This window comes from Pelagibius sp. CAU 1746, from assembly GCF_039839785.1.
Lineage (GTDB): Bacteria > Pseudomonadota > Alphaproteobacteria > Kiloniellales > Kiloniellaceae > Pelagibius.
This window is the reverse complement of record NZ_JBDOQT010000001.1, coordinates 1,769,822-1,786,415: the sequence shown is the minus strand read 5'-3', so window position 1 is coordinate 1,786,415 and position 16,594 is coordinate 1,769,822. Positions and strand designations below refer to the sequence as shown.

The following is a 16,594-nucleotide window of genomic DNA, read 5'->3' as shown; positions in this document are numbered from 1 at the left end:
ACGTCGGGGCGCCTTGAATCGGCGCCGGGCCCTCACGATATATCCAGTGCCGCCAAGGGGATGCCTCCCAGCAGGGTCCCACATCCGGCGGCAAGCAAGCGAGGGTCCGACCATCCGGTGGGCCCGATGACCAAAACCATGTTGCTCAAAGGAGAATGTGGACATGCGTACCATGGATCTTTCCCCCCTGTACCGCGCCTCGGTCGGCTTCGACCGGCTTCTGAAATCGCTCGATACGGCTGGCCGTCTCGAGGAGAGCGCGTTCAGCTATCCGCCCTACAACATCGAGAAGGTCAGCGACGACGCCTACCGCATCGTCATGGCGGTCGCCGGCTTCGGTGAGGACGAACTCGACATCACCGCGAAGGAAAACAGCCTCGTGATCTCCGGCCGCAAGGACAAGGCCGAAGGCGAGGACGAGGTGACCTTCCTGCACCGCGGCATCGCCAACCGCGCCTTCGAGCGCCGCTTCGACCTTGCCGACCACATCAAGGTGACCGGCGCGAAGCTGGAGAACGGCCTGCTGGCCGTCGAGCTGGTGCGCGAGATCCCCGAGGCCATGAAGCCGCGGAGCATCGCCATCACCAACGGCGACAAGAAGGCCAAGGTGATCGAGAACGAGGCGGCCTAAAGAGCCGCCGCCCACCCCCTGTCCGCCAGGGGGTTCATGACCGGAACGGCCGGCCGGATGGAGCAATCCATCCGGCCGGTTTCGTTTTGCGCTCAGGCAGGGCGTACCCGCCAGGCGGCAAGGAAGAGGCCGAGGCCGACCACCGCCGCGGCCAGCATGACAGCCAACACCAGGTCGTAGCTGCCCAGCTCCCACAGCAGCGCGCCGACGAAGGGTGCCACCGCCACCGTCAGCTTGAAGATCATCGCCTGGCTGCCGCTGACGGCGCCGAAGTTGGCCCGGCCCAGCACGTCGCCAATGACCAGCGGCTTCATGATGCTGGTCACCCCGTGGCCGGCGCCCTGCAGGATGACGAAGGGCACCAGCATCATCGGCACCAGCGAGGCGGTGAAGAGGGAGGCCGTCGCCAGCGCCACCGAGCCGAAACAGGCGGCGGTGATGCCGCGGTTGGAGACGTGGCGCTCCACCGCCATCATCGCCAGCCGCCCGGCCACCTGCATTGGCCCGATCATGGCAGCGGCGAAGACCGCCATGCCCGCCGGGATGCCGCGCTCGTCGAGCAGCGGCAGCAGGTGGTTCAAGATGGTCGAGTGGTTGAGGCCCAGCAGCGCGAAGCCCACGGCCAGAAGCCAGAAGGCCGGGCGGCGCAGGAAGCCGCCTCTCCGGCTGTCCTCGCCGCCGCCGTCTTCCAGCTCGACCTCCGGCTCCGCCGTCGCTTCCATCGTACGCGCGCCCAGCCACATCAGCGGCAGGCCGAGAAGGCAGATCATCAGCGCAAAAGCCAGGCAGCTCCAGCGCCAGCCGAAGGCCTCGGCGATGCCGTGGGCCACCGGAAAAGACAGGGTGCCGGCGAGTCCGGCGACCAGGGTGATGAGGGTGATGGGGCGGCGCGCCTGCGTCCCTTCGGCGCGCACCACCAGGGCGAAACAGGCATCGTAGAGACAGAAAGCGGTGCTGATGCCGATGAGGCACCACAGCAAATAGAATTGCCACAGGGATTGCACAACCCCCAACAAAGCGATGCAGAGCCCGCCCGCAAGCGCCCCTCCGGCCAGCACCTGCGGGCCGAGGCCGCGGTCGATGAGGCGCCCGGCCAGCGGCGAGAAGACCGCCGAAAGCCCGATGGCCAGCGTGACGGCGCCGGTCAGCTCCGCCTTGGCCCAGCCGAAATCCGTCTCCCAGCGCAGGATTAGCGCTGGAAAACTGTAGAACAGCCCCGCCCAGACGATGGTCTGCGCCAGGGCGAGTTGCCAGACCGCCGGAAGACGCCGCACGCCTTGCTCCTCTTATCTACCGTCCTGTTATCTACCGTCTTGGCCGGTCTCCGTCGGCGGAGGCGGCTGCGATGATCATAGTCCTAATCGGCCGCTCCGTCCCCTGCCGCCGCCACGGCGCGGCAGGCCGCTCATACTTTGTTAACCATTGGCGTCAAGGATCTGCTTTGCCTTCCATAGTAGGATGGCGGCCAAGCGGCAGGGCGCCGAAATAACACGAGGGACGGCAGGTGCCGGGCATCGACACCGAAGAAACAAATAGGACAAGACTCCTGCGACCCCAGGTCGGCAAGGCCTGGTTGCCGCTGCTCGTTCTCATCCTGGTCTCCAGCATCGCCGGCGGCTACGCCCTCTACCGCTCCAACCTGCACTGGTTCGAGACCAACAAGGCGGAGGAAACCGCCACCGCCCTGCGCCTGGTCGAGGCCATGGTCGCCAACTACACCGACATCCGCAGCGACGTCCTGGCGGACGACGCGCCGGTGCCCGCCACTTTCCGCGCCCACTCCATCGATCGCTTCAACGCCGCGCGCGACAGCGACCATCAACTGCAGATGGACTGGCTCGGCATCCCCGGGCGCGAGATCGCCACGGCGCCGCAGGACGAGACGACGGCCGCCGCGATCCGCGAGGCGGCCCGGACCGGGCGCAGCGAACCGCGCAGCGAGTGGCTGACCCGGAACGGCGCCCTCGTGTTTCGTACCATCGCGCCTTCGGTCGCCAGCCAGCAGGCCTGCGTCGACTGCCACAACCTCTATGTCGGCAGCGGCGAGCCTTGGCGCTTGGGCGACGTCATGGGCGCCTTCGTCATCGACGTGCCCGCCGCCGGCTTCCTTGCCGCCGCGCGCCGCGGCGCTATCGTCTCCGGCGGCGTGCTGTTCCTGGTGCTGGCCACGGTGAGCGGCCTCATCCTCTTCCTGCAGCAGCGCCGCCACCAGGCCGAGGTCCTGGCCTCCGCCCATGCCGAGCAGGCGCGCACCGCCAGCGAGGGACGGCGCATCGCCGAGGCGGCCAGCCGCGCCAAGTCGCGCTTCCTCGCCCTCATGAGCCACGAACTGCGCACGCCCTTGAACGCGATCCTCGGGTTCTCCGAAGTGATGACGCGCGAAACCATGGGCCCGATCCCCGCGCGCTATGCCGACTACGCCCAGGACATCCACAAGAGCGGCCAACACCTGCTGACGGTAATCAGCGACATTCTCGACCTGGCGCGGGCCGAAGCCGGCCACCTGCGCCTCAGCGAGCAGGAGATCACTCTGGAGGACGCCGTCGGCCCCTGCCTGCGGCTCATCCGGCCGCGCGCCGAGCAGCAGAAGATCACCGTCACCGCCAGGCTGCCCAAGGACCTGCGGCTCGACGCCGACCTCACCAAGCTGCGCCAAGCCGTCCTGAACCTGCTGTCGAACGCGGTGAAGTTCACGCCGGAAGGCGGCCGCATCCTGGTGAGCGCCGAGCTGCGCGACGACGATGCCCTCGCCATCGCCGTCACCGACAGCGGCATCGGCATCAAGCCGGAGGACATTCCCCAGGCTCTCACTCCCTTCGAGCGCCTGGACGCCGCCGAGCAGATCGAGGGGACCGGCCTGGGCCTGCCGCTCGCCAAGGTGCTGACGGAGCTGCACGGCGGGGCGCTGGAGCTGGAGGGCCTGCCCGAAGGCGGTACCCGCGTCACCATCGTCTTGCCGCCGGAGCGCGTTCACACCGCAAGCGCGGTGGAAGCGGGCCCGATCAGCGCCGGGGTGGAGCCGCGCCTGGCCGCCATGCCGGAGCGCTGAGCGGCGGAGGCTAGCGACATCCGGGCCGCGATGGCCTAATCTGCCCGCTCTATGCTGAGCGTCAAGAATCTCACCCGCCCCGGCCTGGAGCCGGTCGCTTTCGAACTGGCCGCCGGCGAATGCATCGCCCTGCGCGGCCCCTCCGGCGCCGGCAAGTCGCTGCTGCTGCGCGCCATCGCCGATCTCGACCCCAACGAGGGCGAGGTTGCCCTGGACGGCACGCCGCGCGAGAAGATTGCAGCGCCCACCTGGCGCCGGCGGGTCGGCTACATCCCCGCCGAACCGGGCTGGTGGTCAGAGCGTCTGAGCGATCATTTCCAGGACTGGGCGGCCCAGGCGGGCCCGGCCCGCCGCCTGAAGGTCTCGCCGGAGGCGGAGACGCGCCGGGTCAGCCAGCTCTCCACCGGCGAACGCCAACGCCTCGCCCTGCTGCGCGCCCTGGAGCATCGCCCGGAAGTACTGCTGCTGGACGAGCCCACAGGGCCGCTGGACGAGGAAACCACCGCCGCCGTCGAGGCGCTGCTGCGCGAGAAGCAGGAAAACGGCCTCGCCTTGCTGTGGGTCACGCACGACAAGCGCCAGGCCGCGCGCGTGGCGACGCGGCGCTTCTGGATCGACCGCGGCCGCCTGCGCGAGGAAATGCTGGAAGAGGCAGAAGCGCGGTGAACTACATCCGCCTCGACTATTGGGACCTGGGCCTGGCCGCGCTGCTGCTGCTCGGCGTGGCGGCCTTGTCGCTGGCCCTGCAGTTGAAGATCGAGAAGAAGCTTCTGTGGGCGGGCCTGCGCTGCGCCCTGCAGCTCGCCCTCGTCGGCCTGGTGCTGACCAAGCTCTTCGAGCTGGTCTCGCCCTGGTGGACCGGCCTCGCCGCGCTGGCCATGGTGCTCTTCGCCGGGCGCGAGATCATGGCCCGGCAGGAGCGCGGCTTTGAACCCGCCTGGGCCTACGGCATCGGCACCTCGGCCATGCTGATGGCCGCCGCCCTGGTCACCATCTTCGCGCTGACCACGGCGGTGAAACCGGAGCCCTGGTACGACCCGCGCTACGCCCTGCCGCTGCTGGGCATGATCATGGGCAACACCATGACCGGCGTGGCGCTGGGCCTGCAGCGCCTGACCGAGGGCGCGCGCCAGCAGCGCCCGGGCATCGAGGCCCTGCTCTGCCTCGGCGCGACACGGCGCACGGCCCTGCTGCCGGTGACGCGCCAGGCGCTGACCACCGCGCTCATGCCGATCATCAATGCGCTGGCCGCCACCGGCCTGGTCTCCCTGCCCGGCATGATGACCGGCCAGATCCTCGCTGGCGTCGAGCCGCTGGAGGCGGTGAAGTACCAGCTGATGATCATGTTCATGATCGCCGGCGGCACCACGCTGGGCGCCGTCGCCGCCGTCTTCGTCGGCGTCTACCGCCTGACCGACAGCCGCGACCGCCTGCGGTTGGATCGCTTGGCGGGGGATTAGGTTTTCTGGATTGTCGCCCTCGGGCTTGACCCGAGGGTCCATTCCTCAACCGCACGGTCCGGAGAAGTGGATGAATGGATGCTCGGATCAAGTCCGAGCATGACGATTGAGGATGTCGGGAGGGGCAGCGCTCACACCTGCAACGTCTCGAGCGCCTTCCTTAGCCCGTCCGGGATCGGTACCGGCGTCATGCCGGCGCGTTCGACGAAGACGTGCACGAAGCTGCCCAGCGCCGCGGCCTCTTCGCGGCCGTCCTTGAAGAGGCCGATCTCGTAGCGTACCGAGCGGTTGCCCAGGTGGCCGACGCGCAGGCCCGCCTCGACGTCTTCGGGAAAGGCGAAGGAGGCCTTGAAGCTGCAGCTGCTCTCGGCGCAGACGCCGATCACCGGGCCGTCGTGGATGTCGAGCCCGCCTTCGCGGATCAGGTATTCGTTGATGACCGTGTCGAAGTAGGAGTAGTAGACGACGTTGTTCACGTGGCCGTACAGATCGTTGTCCATCCAGCGCGTCGGGATGGTGAGGAAGTGTGGGAAGCGGTCGCGGGTTTCGGCTACATCACTCATCGGCGTCTCTAGAGAATCGTCCTCAGCGCATCCAACGTCTCGTCAGGCTTTTCGGCCAGCATCATGTGGCCGCAGCCGGGGATCAGCACCTGCTGCGCCTTGGGGATCGCGCCGGCCAGCTTCGCGCCGGCGCGGGCCGGAGTCATCTTGTCCTCAGCCCCCATGATCACCACAGCCGGACAGGCGACCTTGGCGGCGGCCTCCATCCCCTCCTGATAGGCATTGCAGGCGGTGAGGTCGGCGTGGAGCACGCCGGGCCGCACCCGCTCCAGCAGGCGCTCGCCGCCGCCCATGAGCCAGGAGCCCGGGACGCGCGCGCCGCCGAGATGCCCGGCCGGGCCGAAGCCCCAGGAGGTCATGAGGTCGAAGGCCTTGTGGTCGTTGGCTTCCGCCGACGCCAACAGGTCCGGATGCACCGGCATCTTCGGCGCCGCGCCCAGCAGGGCCAGCGCCCGCACGCGGCTGCCGTGCCGCGCCGTGGTTTCGAGGGCGATCAGCGCGCCCTGGGAGTGGCCGGCCAGCGCCGCCCTGCCCGCGCCCACCTCGTCCAGCAGCTTCACCACCCAGTCGGCCAGGGCGGCGATCGATGTCAAAGGCGCGCCTTGTGACTTGCCGTGGCCCGGCAGGTCGACGGCCAGCACCGAGCGGTCGCGGTGGGCGAAGTAGCGTGCCGGCAGCGCCCAGACCGTATGGTCCAGGCCGGCGCCGTGCAGGAAAACGATCAAGGGGAGATCCGGGTCGAAGGCGCGTCCGCCGGTGCCGGCATGGACGTGCTGTCCCGCAACGGTCAGGTCCATCTTGGGTTTCAGTCCTTCTGGGAAGCCTTAAGCGCCTGGCGCAGGTCGGCGATGATGTCGTCGGGGTCTTCCAGACCGACCGAGAGGCGGATCATGTCCTCTCCCACCCCGGCGCGCCGCAGCTCCTCCGCCGTCATCTGCTGATGCGTCGTGCTGGCCGGATGGATGACCAGGGTCTTGGCGTCGCCGACGTTGGCGAGGTGCGAGGAAAGCTGGCAGGCCTCGATGAATTTGGCGCCCGCCGCGCGCCCGCCCTTCACGCCGAAGGAGACGATGGAGCCGCAACCCTTGGGCATGAGCTTCTGCCCCAGGGCGTGGTCGGGGTGCTCGGGCAGGTCCGGGTGCAGGACCCAGGAGACCGCCTCCTCGCGCTGCAGCGCCTCCAGCACCTTGTGGGTGTTGGCCATGTGGCGCTCCATGCGCAGCGGCAGAGTCTCGATGCCCTGCAGGATGTAAAAGGCGTTCTGCGGCGCCATGGTCGCGCCGAAGTCGCGCAGGCCCTCGGCACGCGCGCGCATGGCGAAGGCCTGGGGGCCGAACTCCTCGGCGAAATCGATACCGTGGTAACCGGCATAGGGCTCGGTCAGGGTGTCGAACTTGCCGCTGTCCTCCCAATCGAAGCGCCCGCCGTCGACCAGCAGGCCGCCGAGCGCCAGGCCGTGGCCGCCCAGCCACTTGGTCGCCGAGTGCATGACCAGGTCGGCGCCCAGTTCGACGGGACGACAGAGGTAGGGAGTCGCGAAGGTGCTGTCGATGGCCAGCGGCAGCCCGGCCTTGTGCGCCACCTCGGCCACCGCCGGAATGTCCAGCACCTCCAGGCCCGGGTTGCCGAGCCCCTCGGCGAAGACCAGCCGCGTCTCCGGGCGGATGGCGTCGCGGAAGGCGGCGACGTCGCGCGGATCGACGAAGGTCGTGGTGATGCCGAAGCGCGGCAGGGTGTGGGTGAAGAGGTTGATGGAGCCGCCGTAGAGCGAGCGCGAGGCGACGATGTGCCCGCCCTGGCCCATCAGCGTGGCGACCGCCAGGTGCAGCGCCGCGTGGCCCGAGGCCGTGGCGATGGCGGCGACGCCCAGTTCCAGCGCCGCGATGCGCTCCTCCAACACCGCCGTGGTGGGGTTGGAGATGCGTGAGTAGATGTGGCCGGCGCGCTCCAGATTGAACAGCGCCGCCGCCTGGTCGGTGTCACGGAAGACGTAGGACGTCGTCTGGTAGATCGGCACCGCCCGGGCGCCGGTCGCCGGATCGGGCTGCTGGCCCGCGTGCAGCGACAGAGTATCGAACTTCAGGAACTTCGGATCCGCCACGTGACCTCCCTCTGCCTGGCCTTCCTCCTGCCTGGCCTTTCCCCCTGCGTCATCTTCGGGGGCGGCCGTATCGCGCAGGCGGCGGAATCTTACACGAATGGCCCCGGTGGAGGGACATTCCAAAGCTCCGGTCAGGGGGCGGCTCGAGGCCATCGCAAGGCGCGGTTTCGGGGCGAAGAGTGCACAAGAGGCCGGGCATCTTGCGCAACCGGCCGCCTCGGGAAGGCCGCCTGCAAATAACTGCGGGGAATTTACTTTAGAAATAATCTAAGTCCAGGCTAAATAGCCGCGGACACCAAGAAAAGGGGCCTAAAATTAAAGGAGGGCCTTCGATCCTTATGGATCGTGGCCCTTCCCCTTGTTTAAGTCCTACCCTGTCAACTTGCCTGGGCGAAACAGTAGCAGCGTCCCTCAGACGGTCAAGTGGAGAATCGTTAAGGCCGGGCGAAGTCCCTAAAAACACTCAACTCTCTGCGGATTCCCCGGCTTCCCGGCCATCCCGGCGCCAAGGGCGGCAAGAGGGCGCGCCGCGGCTGAAGAGCCGCAAACCGGCATCTGTGGATAACTCTGGGGACAAAAGAAAAAACCGCCGGGCGATCCCGGCGGCAAGTTTAACAGGGAGGCGTTACAAGGAACGGATAAACATCCGAAAGACGGTCGGGAGGACCCGGGGAGGGCTCACCGAGCCGTCTGTGTCTAAAATTAGTCCTAAACTCCTAAAAAAAGGTTAACGAAACCTTCTATACAGGGTCAGCCGCAGAAAAACTTCTAAGTTACTGTTTTTCAATGCTATAGAAGCCGGCCTCACGCTTTGGACAGAACTTGCCGAGGACAAATAGCGGGGGAAAAGCCGCTGAAAATTAACTTTCGCCGGGCATTTCGACGCCGTACCGGCGAATCGGGGACATCCCCCCCGCCGGCCGTTTCGCCGGCGTTGCAGTCTTGGCCCCGGGCGGGGAAAGCGTGAAAATGCCGCCGCCGCCTCGCGAAGCTTGCCTCGCGGCAAGCGGCGCCGCGCAGCGAAAAAACCTATGCAGCACCGTTTCATCTCAGACGAAGGGCTCGCCGTTGACCGAAATTGACGTCACGCCGGTTGCCAGAGTCCTGGGCCTGATGCTCTGCGCGCTGGCCGGAGTGATGCTGGTTCCCGCCGCCGTCGACGCCAGCTTCGCCAACCCCGATTGGACGGCCTTCGTCGAGTCCGCCGCGGTCACCGGATTCATCGGCGGCGCCATGGTCCTGGCCACCCAGCACCGCGGCGCCTTCGAACTCAGCCTGCGCCAGGCCTTCCTCCTGACCGTGGCGAGCTGGCTGACGGTCACCGCCTTCTCCGCCCTGCCGTTTCTGGGCCTGGGGCTGGACTATACCGACGCCTTCTTCGAGGCGATCTCCGGGATCACCACGACGGGCTCGACCGTCATCTCCGGCCTCGACGCACTGCCGCCGGGGATCTTGCTGTGGCGTTCGCTGCTGCAGTGGATCGGCGGCCTCGGCATCATCGTCATGGCCATCGTCATCCTGCCCTTCCTCAGGGTCGGCGGCATGCAGCTCTTCTACACCGAAAGCTCCGAGCGCTCGGAGAAAGTGGTGCCCAGCGCCTTCCACCTCTCCGCCTGGATCGGCACCATCTATGTGGTGCTGACCGCCACCTGCGCGCTGCTGTACGGCGCGGGGGAGATGTCGGCCTTCGACGCCGTCAACCACGCCATGGCGACGCTGTCGACCGGCGGCTACTCCACCCACGACGCCTCCTTCGCCTACTTCCGGCAACCGGCAACGCAGTGGACCGCGATCCTCTTCATGCTGGCCGGCGCCTTGCCCTTCGTCGCCTACATCCGTTTCCTGAGGGGCGAACGCCGGACCTTCTGGCGCGACCCGCAGATCCGCGGCCTGCTGCGCTTCCTGCTGATCGCCGTCGGCGCCATGGCGGTCTGGTTATGGGCAACGCGGGAGATCGACTTCCTCGACGCGCTGCGTCTGACCGCCTTCAACATCACCTCGGTGGTCACCACCACGGGCTTCGCCAGCGACGACTATGGCGGCTGGGGCGCCCTGGCCGTGGCGGCCTTTCTGATGTTCACCTTCGTCGGCGGCTGCACCGGGTCGACCTCCGGGGCCATCAAGATCTACCGCTACCAGGTGCTGTGGATCATCGTGCGCAGCCAGCTCATGCGCCTGGTCAGCCCGCGCCGCGTGGTGCTGCTGCGCTACGGCAGCCGCAGCGTCCCCGCGGACGTGCCCGCCTCGGTGCTGGCTTTCGTCGCCGTCTTCCTCGCCACCGTGGCGCTCTTCACCGTCGCCCTGGCCGGCATGGGCCTGGACCTGGTGACCGCGCTGTCGGCCAGCGCGACGGCGATCACCAACGTCGGCCCGGGCCTGGGGCCCATCGTCGGCCCGGCCGGGAACTTCGCGAGCCTGCCGGACGCCGCCAAGTGGATTCTTTCCGTCGCGATGCTGCTGGGACGCCTGGAGATCTTCAGCGTGCTGATCCTCTTCGATCCCGAATTCTGGCGCCCGTGAAGCCGCCATGACCGGCAACGGCCTCGTTCTCACTGCGGTGGCGATCCTGCTCGGCGCGGTGCTGCTCAATCCGCGCCTGGTGAAGTGGCCCTTCTGGCAGGCGACCGTCACACCGCTGGCCTCCATCATCGGCTCCGGGTTCCTTGTCGCCGGGCCGATCCTGGCCCACGCGGCCGGCCGCCACGCCTGGCTGGCCATGCTGGGGCTCTGTGCCCTGGCCTACCTCTTCGGCGACGCCCTGCGCCACAACATCCGCCATGTGGAGCCGCTGCTGGCCAGCCGGCACCGCAGCGGAATCTCCGCGACGGTGCGCGGGCTCGAGCGCGCCTCGGAGCTGGCACTCTCCCTCGCCTATTTCGTCTCGGTCGCCTACTACCTGAACCTCTTCGCCGCCTTCGGCCTCAGGATCGAGGGCATCATCGACCCCTTCTGGATCCGCGTGGCGGCGACGGCCAGCATCGCCGCGGTCGGCGCCGTCGGCGCGCTGGGCGGGCTCACCGGGCTGGAGCGCGTCGAGATCGGCGCGGTCGGCCTGAAGCTCAGCCTCATCGGCGGGCTCTTCGCCGCCCTTGCCGTCACCACCGCGGCGGCGCTGGCCGGCGGCAGTTTCGGCTGGCCGGAACTCCCGCACGCCTACGGCCTGCACGAACTCACGCTTCTGCTGGGGCTGGTGATCCTGGTGCAGGGTTTCGAGACCTCGCGCTACCTCGGCAGCAAGTACGACGCCGAGGTGCGCGTCCGCAGCATGCGCTGGGCCCAGGGCATCGCCACCGCCATCTACCTGGTCTTCATCCTGCTGATCACGCCCTACTTCACCGACGGGCTGCCGCAGCAGGGCGGCGAGACGGCGATCATCGACATGCTGCGGCCGGTCAGCCTGGCGGTGGCGCCGGCATTGATCATCGCCGCCCTGGCCTCCCAGCTCTCCGCGGCCGTCGCCGACATGAACGGCGCCGGCGGCCTGCTGACCGAGATCTTCGGCCGGCGCCTGAAGGTCCGGATCGGCAACCTCATCACCGCGCTGGTCGCCATCGCCATCACCTGGTCGGCCAACATCTACGAGATCATCGCCTACGCCTCCAAGGCCTTCGTCGCCTACTACGCCCTGCAGTCGGCCCAGGCCTTCCTCTCGGCCTGGCGGCAACGCCGTTTCCTGCAGGCCGCCTTCTTTCTCGCCGCCATGGCGATCGCGCTCGCCATCATCCTCTTCGCCACACCGGTCACGGTCTGACGCCGCCGCGGCCGGCCGCAGGGTCCCAAGAAGCCCAAAAATCCGCCGGTTTCAGCGGTTTCGGTTTTCCACAAAAAATCTTCCATTCGCTCTTGATTTTGCAGTGCAACATATTATATTGGAATAATTCCAATTAACAAAGAAAGACCCGCTGGGCCAAGGCCCAGGGCTTTCCAGATACCTTTTTCGCTACCGCGAGGAGATTTTTGATGATCGGCCGAAAACTTCCCCCCGTGACCTTCCGGACCCGCGTCCGCGACGAGTCCATCGAGGGCCCGAACCCCTTCCGCTGGGAAAACAAGACCACCGACGACTACTTCAAGGGCAAGAAGGTCGTGCTCTTCTCCCTGCCCGGCGCCTTCACGCCGACCTGCTCCACCTACCAGCTGCCGGACTTCGACAAGATGGCCGAAGACTTCCGGGCCAAGGGCATCGACGAGATCTACTGCCTCTCGGTCAACGACGCCTTCGTGATGAACGCCTGGGGCAAGCAGCAGGGCCTGGAGAACATCAAGCTCATCCCCGACGGCTCCGGCGAGTTCACCCGCAAGATGGGCATGCTGGTCTGCAAGGATAACCTGGGCTTCGGCATGCGCTCCTGGCGCTACGCCGCGGTGATCGATGACGGCGTGGTCAAGGCCTGGTTCGAGGAGCCCGGCTTCTCCGACAACTGCGAGACCGACCCCTACGGCGAGTCCTCGCCGCAGAACGTTTACGAGAAGCTCACCGACGAGGTTCTCGGCGAGAAGTCCGAAGCCGCGTAACGCGACGGGGCCTCGCCGCGAAAGCCAACGGCCCGCCATACGGCGGGCCGTTTTTCGTTTCCGGCAGCGGTCTTCCGCAGGCCGCCCCCGCAATCGGCCGGAGCCGTCAGACGGTGAGCGCGCGAATGCGTTCCTCAGCCTCATCGGTCGCCCAGACGGCGTTCGCCATCATGCGGAAGTTGATGAGAGCGGCGAGATAGCCATCGCCCTCGGGCACCTTCGCACCGGCGGTCGCATCCTGCACCACCGCGACCTCGAATCCCTGCTCGATGAAGTCGCGCATGTGGCTTTCGACGCAGAGATTGGCGGACATGCCGGCGAGAACGATCTGCTCGACCTTGAGCTTGCGGAGCTGGAGTCCGGCGTCGTTCTGCTGGGGACCGTAGATCTTGTGCGGCGAGGCGATGATGGTCTTGCCGTCGAAGATGTAGTCCTTGTACTCGGCCATGAAATCCGCGCCCGAGCCCTCGAGGCCCTTCGTGTCCAGCGGGCCCGGACGGTCGAACATGCCGATCGAGTGCATCACCTTTTCCAAGGCGCCCTCGAACTGCCAGCGATGGTCGTGCGGGTAGTAGTAGTGGGGAGAGACGACCACCGGCATGCCGGCGGCCTTGGCGGCGCGGAACAGGCGGGCGATGTTCTCCACCACATTGTGCTCGGTGACGCTCTCACCGACCACGCCCCAGGTCACGCCGTCGGGACTGAGGAAATCGATCTGCGGATCGACGACCAGCAAGGCGGCGCGCCCCTTCTCCAGCGCCATCGTAGAGGACGGCAGAGCGGGATCGGCCGGCGGCGCATAGGCGCTCAGGTCTGCCGCGTCGGCTTCCGACGCCGCAAGGCCGCCGCTGGCCGCGGCCGCCGCGAGGCCCGCCGCCCCCGCAACGCCGGCGGCGCCGGCGGTAACGAAGGCTCGGCGGTCCATGAACGCGCCTCGGCCGCCGTCCTGATGGTCATGATTACCGTTTTTCATCGTCTTGCTCCTTTCAGGCAGGGCGCGCGGCCCGCTGCGATGTGCGACCGGCACAGCCGGGCCGTCGACACGTTCCGGGATTTCGGCGGCCTTACAGCCCCAGTTCGGACAAACCCGGGTGATCCGCCGGCCTGGGTCCCAGCGGCCAGTGGAAAAGGCGGTCGCCCTCGCAGATCCGCAGGTCGTTGATCGAAGCCCGGCGCACGGCCATCAGTCCGTCGGGAGCGAACTCCCAGTTCTCGTTGCCATAGGCCCGGAACCACTGTCCGTCGGGACCCAGCGCCTCGTAGGCGAAGCGCACTGCGATGCGCGCGGCGTCGAAGCTCCACAGTTCCTTGATGAGCCGGTATTCGCGTTCGGCCCGCCATTTGCGGGCCAGGAAAGCTTCGACCTCGGCGCGCCCGTTCAGGAACTCGTTGCGGTTCCGCCAATCCGTATCCGCCGTGTAGGCGGCGGCGACCTTGATGGGGTCCCGGCTGTTCCAGGCGTCCTCGGCGGCGCGAACCTTCACGGCGGCAGAATCCTTGTCGAAGGGAGGAAGGGGTGGACGGGTCATGATGTCGCTCCAATATGTACCGATCTGTTCACTTTAATGCGCCCTATATGAACCGATCGGTTCACTTTTTCAAGATCATTTTCGCGCTCCGATCTAGAAGCTTGCGGAGTTACATCATAAACTATTATTTTATCTTATATTTTTCTGAACCCCTTGCCCTTACAGGCTGGATAATCCATATACCGATCTGTTCATGATTGGAGGGCTTATGCGCCCCAGCAAGCGAGACGAGCTGGTCCGGAAGGCACAGGAGATCTTCTACCGCGACGGCTTTCATGCGACGGGCATGGATTTGCTGTCCGCCGAGACCGGGATTTCCAAGACCACGATGTTCAAGCACTTCCGCAGCAAGGAAGAGCTCATCCTTGCGGTCCTGCGGCTGCGCGATCAGAACTTTCGGAATTGGCTGTTCCGCCGCATGGAGCAGGCCGGGCCACCCCGCGCTCAGCTCCTGGCGATGTTCGATGCGCTGGCGGAGTGGTTCGCCGCTCCGGAATTCCGCTCCTGCATGTTCATCAAGGCCGCCTCGGAGTACCCGGATCCCGCGCACCCGATCCACGCACAGGCCGCGGAGCACAAGCGGCTGCTGTTCCTGCAGTTGGAGAAATTCGCCGCCGCCACAGGCGCAGCGGAGCCCGCGGTCCTCGCACGGGCGCTGCTGCTGCTCAAGGAAGGCGCCATCGTCACCGCCCACCTGGGTCACGAGAAGGACCCTGCCGGCGATGCGAAGGCGGCCGCCGAGGCGCTCGTCTCCGCCGCCCTTGCCTGACCCCCGCCCCCGCAATGACCGCGGGCCGGCGGCGGCCCGAGGCCGATGCTTCCTATTACCCGGCTGATTTCCCCGGCCGGCGCCGCCTTCCGCCGGAAGCCCCCGGTTGCGGGAACGAGCTCTCTACTGCGCCATCCAGCCGCCGTCGATGGACAGCGGCGCACCGGTGATCTGGTCGGCCGAGGGCGAGCAGAGGAAAACCGCCAGGCCGCCGATCTGCTCGGGCGTCGAGAAATCCTTGGACGGCGTCTTCTCCGCCACCAGGGCCAGCTTCTCTTCCTCGTAGCTCTTGCCGGAAGCCGCGGCGCGGTCCTCGATCTGCTTTTTCACCAGCGGCGTCAACACCCAGCCCGGGCAGATGGCGTTGCAGGTGATGCCGGCCCCGCCGGTCTCCAGCGCCGTCACCTTGGTCAGGCCGACGATGCCGTGCTTGGCGGCCACGTAGGCCGACTTGTTGGCCGAGGCGGAAAGACCATGCGCCGAAGCGATGTTGATGACGCGGCCCCAGCCCTTCCTGCGCATGGCCGGCAACGCCGCCTTGGTGGTGTGGAAGGCCGAGGAGAGGTTGATGGCGATGACCGCGTCCCAGCGCTCGTCCGGGAAATCCTCAAGGGGAGAAACGTGCTGGATACCGGCGTTGTTCACCAGGATATCGACCGCGCCGAACTGTGCTTCCGCGTCCTGCATCATGCGGGCGATCTCCGCCGGCTTCGACATATCGGCCCCGTCGTAGGCGGCGGTGACGCCGTTTTTCTCCGCGATCTCCTTGCGCAGGGCCGCGATGTCGCCGGCCTCGCCAAAACCGTTCAGGACGATGTTCGCGCCTTGCGCCGCCAGCGCCTCGGCGATGCCCTGCCCGATGCCGCTGGTCGAACCGGTCACCAGCGCGGTCTTTCCCTTCAGCATACGAACGATCCTCCCGAAAGGTTCTCTGTCGCTGGGGCGTTGCTACCGCTAAGGCCTGAGCAAGGCAAGCAGGAAGGTCAAGGTCACCACCGAGAGGGCGGTGGAGATCAGTACCGCCGAGGCCGCGCGGCCCAGATAGATGTCGTATTGGCGGGCCATGATGAAGACATTGGCGCCCACCGGGGTCGCCGCGGTGATGACGGCCACGGTGGCGGCCAGGGGCGGCAGTTCGAAGACCCAGAACGCCAGAACCGCCATGACCGCGGGGTGAACCAGCAGCTTCATGGCGACCATGGCCAGGGTCTCCTTGATGTCGCCGCGCAGTTCGAAAGCGGTCAGCGAGGCGCCCAGGGCGAAGAGCGCGCAGGGCGCCGCCGCCCCGCCGAGCAGCGCCAGGAAGCGTTCGCCCGCCCCGGGCAGAGGAGCGCCGGTCAGCCCATAGGCGATCCCGAGGACCAAGGCGAGAATGATCGGGTTGAGGGCGATCGCCCTGAGGGTCTGGCCGGCAAGCCGGCGCCAGCCCTGCCCCGCGCCGCGCCGGAATTCGATCAGCACGGTGATCACCGGCAGGATGATCACCGCGTGAAAGGTGATGATCAGCATGAGCCGCAGGCCTGCGGCCTCGCCCAGGACGGTGAAGATCAGCGGGATCGCCAGCAGAACGGTGTTGGAAAAGACCGAACCCATACCGAACAGCACCTGTTCCACCGGGCCGGTGCGGAACACCAGGCGGGCCACCGCCAGGGCCAGCAGAAAGGTGACCAGGACCGCCGTGAAATAGCCGCCGACGATGGTGAATTCCACCGGCCCCATGCCGCGCGCCATGGCGCGGAACAGCAGCGCCGGGATGGCAAAGTAGAAGACGAAGGTGTTGAGGCCCTTGATGGCCTCCTCGCTCATCCAGCGCAGGCGGCCAACGAGGTAGCCGCAGAGCACCAGGCCGAAAATCGGCAGCACGGTTTCCAGGATGGATAGCATGGGCGTCGGAAGGGTCTCGGAACCGGCGGAAAGTCTTCGGATCAGGGGTTGGCAAGCGGCTGGAGGCCGCCGCCCGGATAAGCCACAATAGCA

16 protein-coding genes are annotated in these 16,594 nt (G+C 67.1%); 8 read left to right on the top strand and 8 right to left on the bottom strand.

Features of this window, described 5'->3' with window-relative positions; translation table 11 throughout:
- The first annotated feature begins 163 nt into the window (after nucleotides 1-163).
- Nucleotides 164-631: an Hsp20 family protein gene (locus AAFN88_RS08370; RefSeq protein ID WP_347519788.1), complete on the top strand. Its 468-nt coding sequence runs from the start codon at nucleotides 164-166 to the stop codon at nucleotides 629-631.
- Between the two features lie 92 nt (nucleotides 632-723).
- Here AAFN88_RS08370 and AAFN88_RS08365 read toward each other — a convergent pair whose 3' ends face one another.
- The gene (locus AAFN88_RS08365; RefSeq protein ID WP_347519787.1) at nucleotides 724-1,905 is read right to left on the bottom strand and encodes an MFS transporter; all 1,182 of its coding nucleotides are present in this window, start codon (nucleotides 1,903-1,905) and stop codon (nucleotides 724-726) included.
- A gap of 299 nt (nucleotides 1,906-2,204) precedes the next feature.
- Between AAFN88_RS08365 and AAFN88_RS08360 the strand changes: the two genes are divergently transcribed.
- From AAFN88_RS08360 to fetB, 3 genes are read left to right on the top strand one after another with little or no spacing between them, the layout of a single operon-like run.
- A complete protein-coding gene (locus AAFN88_RS08360; RefSeq protein ID WP_347519784.1) occupies nucleotides 2,205-3,680 on the top strand; it encodes an ATP-binding protein in 1,476 nt (491 codons plus the stop codon).
- A gap of 51 nt (nucleotides 3,681-3,731) precedes the next feature.
- Nucleotides 3,732-4,346: an ABC transporter ATP-binding protein gene (locus AAFN88_RS08355; RefSeq protein WP_347519782.1), complete on the top strand. Its 615-nt coding sequence runs from the start codon at nucleotides 3,732-3,734 to the stop codon at nucleotides 4,344-4,346.
- Nucleotides 4,343-5,140, top strand: coding sequence for an iron export ABC transporter permease subunit FetB (fetB, locus tag AAFN88_RS08350; RefSeq protein WP_347519780.1), 798 nt, complete (start codon nucleotides 4,343-4,345; stop codon nucleotides 5,138-5,140). The genes AAFN88_RS08355 and fetB overlap by 4 nt, the downstream gene beginning before the upstream one ends.
- A gap of 131 nt (nucleotides 5,141-5,271) precedes the next feature.
- Here the strand turns inward: fetB and AAFN88_RS08345 are convergent, their stop codons facing one another.
- Genes AAFN88_RS08345 through AAFN88_RS08335 form a run of 3 tightly spaced genes read right to left on the bottom strand, consistent with a single transcriptional unit; the run spans nucleotide 5,272 to nucleotide 7,804 of the window.
- Nucleotides 5,272-5,703, bottom strand: coding sequence for a thioesterase family protein (locus AAFN88_RS08345; protein ID WP_347519778.1), 432 nt, complete (start codon nucleotides 5,701-5,703; stop codon nucleotides 5,272-5,274).
- An 8-nt stretch (nucleotides 5,704-5,711) separates the two neighbouring features.
- Complete coding sequence (locus tag AAFN88_RS08340; RefSeq protein WP_347519777.1) at nucleotides 5,712-6,500, bottom strand: alpha/beta hydrolase; 789 nt, start codon at nucleotides 6,498-6,500, stop codon at nucleotides 5,712-5,714.
- An 8-nt stretch (nucleotides 6,501-6,508) separates the two neighbouring features.
- The gene (locus AAFN88_RS08335; RefSeq protein WP_347519775.1) at nucleotides 6,509-7,804 is read right to left on the bottom strand and encodes an O-acetylhomoserine aminocarboxypropyltransferase; all 1,296 of its coding nucleotides are present in this window, start codon (nucleotides 7,802-7,804) and stop codon (nucleotides 6,509-6,511) included.
- Between the two features lie 1,068 nt (nucleotides 7,805-8,872).
- Here AAFN88_RS08335 and AAFN88_RS08330 point away from each other — a divergent pair.
- The 3 genes from AAFN88_RS08330 to AAFN88_RS08320 all read left to right on the top strand — a co-directional run bounded on the left by AAFN88_RS08330 (nucleotide 8,873) and on the right by AAFN88_RS08320 (nucleotide 12,319).
- The gene (locus AAFN88_RS08330; RefSeq protein ID WP_347519773.1) at nucleotides 8,873-10,324 is read left to right on the top strand and encodes a TrkH family potassium uptake protein; all 1,452 of its coding nucleotides are present in this window, start codon (nucleotides 8,873-8,875) and stop codon (nucleotides 10,322-10,324) included.
- 7 nt (nucleotides 10,325-10,331) lie between these two features.
- Complete coding sequence (locus AAFN88_RS08325; RefSeq protein ID WP_347519771.1) at nucleotides 10,332-11,555, top strand: hypothetical protein; 1,224 nt, start codon at nucleotides 10,332-10,334, stop codon at nucleotides 11,553-11,555.
- 209 nt (nucleotides 11,556-11,764) lie between these two features.
- Nucleotides 11,765-12,319: a peroxiredoxin gene (locus AAFN88_RS08320; protein ID WP_347519769.1), complete on the top strand. Its 555-nt coding sequence runs from the start codon at nucleotides 11,765-11,767 to the stop codon at nucleotides 12,317-12,319.
- Between the two features lie 106 nt (nucleotides 12,320-12,425).
- Here AAFN88_RS08320 and AAFN88_RS08315 read toward each other — a convergent pair whose 3' ends face one another.
- Together AAFN88_RS08315 and AAFN88_RS08310 are read right to left on the bottom strand one after the other, a co-directional pair.
- Nucleotides 12,426-13,292, bottom strand: coding sequence for a cysteine hydrolase (locus AAFN88_RS08315; RefSeq protein WP_347519768.1), 867 nt, complete (start codon nucleotides 13,290-13,292; stop codon nucleotides 12,426-12,428).
- A 91-nt stretch (nucleotides 13,293-13,383) separates the two neighbouring features.
- Nucleotides 13,384-13,848: a nuclear transport factor 2 family protein gene (locus AAFN88_RS08310; protein ID WP_347519766.1), complete on the bottom strand. Its 465-nt coding sequence runs from the start codon at nucleotides 13,846-13,848 to the stop codon at nucleotides 13,384-13,386.
- Nucleotides 13,849-14,056: 208 nt separating this feature from the next.
- On the opposite strand from AAFN88_RS08310, the gene AAFN88_RS08305 reads away from it, so the two are divergent.
- Nucleotides 14,057-14,617, top strand: a complete 561-nt coding sequence (locus tag AAFN88_RS08305) for a TetR family transcriptional regulator (RefSeq protein WP_347519764.1) — start codon at nucleotides 14,057-14,059, stop codon at nucleotides 14,615-14,617.
- Nucleotides 14,618-14,740: 123 nt separating this feature from the next.
- On the opposite strand, the gene AAFN88_RS08300 is transcribed toward AAFN88_RS08305, so the two are convergent.
- Both AAFN88_RS08300 and AAFN88_RS08295 read right to left on the bottom strand, forming a co-directional pair.
- Nucleotides 14,741-15,523 carry a 3-hydroxybutyrate dehydrogenase gene (locus AAFN88_RS08300; protein WP_347519763.1) on the bottom strand — a complete coding sequence of 261 codons (783 nt, stop codon included), beginning with the start codon at nucleotides 15,521-15,523 and terminating at the stop codon, nucleotides 14,741-14,743.
- Nucleotides 15,524-15,571: 48 nt separating this feature from the next.
- Nucleotides 15,572-16,501 (bottom strand): AEC family transporter, encoded by a 930-nt coding sequence (locus AAFN88_RS08295; RefSeq protein ID WP_347519761.1) that lies wholly within the window; start codon nucleotides 16,499-16,501, stop codon nucleotides 15,572-15,574.
- Between the last annotated feature and the right edge of the window lie 93 nt (nucleotides 16,502-16,594).

Bases quoted from the DNA above. Each gene is read 5' to 3' on its own strand.
- AAFN88_RS08370 (WP_347519788.1), top strand. From the start codon at position 164: ATGCGTACCATGGATCTTTCCCCCCTGTACCGCGCCTCGGTCGGCTTC.
- AAFN88_RS08355 (WP_347519782.1), top strand. From the start codon at position 3,732: ATGCTGAGCGTCAAGAATCTCACCCGCCCCGGCCTGGAGCCGGTCGCT.
- AAFN88_RS08345 (WP_347519778.1), bottom strand. From the start codon at position 5,703: ATGAGTGATGTAGCCGAAACCCGCGACCGCTTCCCACACTTCCTCACC.
- AAFN88_RS08340 (WP_347519777.1), bottom strand. From the start codon at position 6,500: ATGGACCTGACCGTTGCGGGACAGCACGTCCATGCCGGCACCGGCGGA.
- AAFN88_RS08325 (WP_347519771.1), top strand. From the start codon at position 10,332: ATGACCGGCAACGGCCTCGTTCTCACTGCGGTGGCGATCCTGCTCGGC.
- AAFN88_RS08320 (WP_347519769.1), top strand. From the start codon at position 11,765: ATGATCGGCCGAAAACTTCCCCCCGTGACCTTCCGGACCCGCGTCCGC.
- AAFN88_RS08315 (WP_347519768.1), bottom strand. From the start codon at position 13,292: ATGAAAAACGGTAATCATGACCATCAGGACGGCGGCCGAGGCGCGTTC.
- AAFN88_RS08310 (WP_347519766.1), bottom strand. From the start codon at position 13,848: ATGACCCGTCCACCCCTTCCTCCCTTCGACAAGGATTCTGCCGCCGTG.
- AAFN88_RS08305 (WP_347519764.1), top strand. From the start codon at position 14,057: ATGCGCCCCAGCAAGCGAGACGAGCTGGTCCGGAAGGCACAGGAGATC.
- AAFN88_RS08300 (WP_347519763.1), bottom strand. From the start codon at position 15,523: ATGCTGAAGGGAAAGACCGCGCTGGTGACCGGTTCGACCAGCGGCATC.
- AAFN88_RS08295 (WP_347519761.1), bottom strand. From the start codon at position 16,501: ATGCTATCCATCCTGGAAACCGTGCTGCCGATTTTCGGCCTGGTGCTC.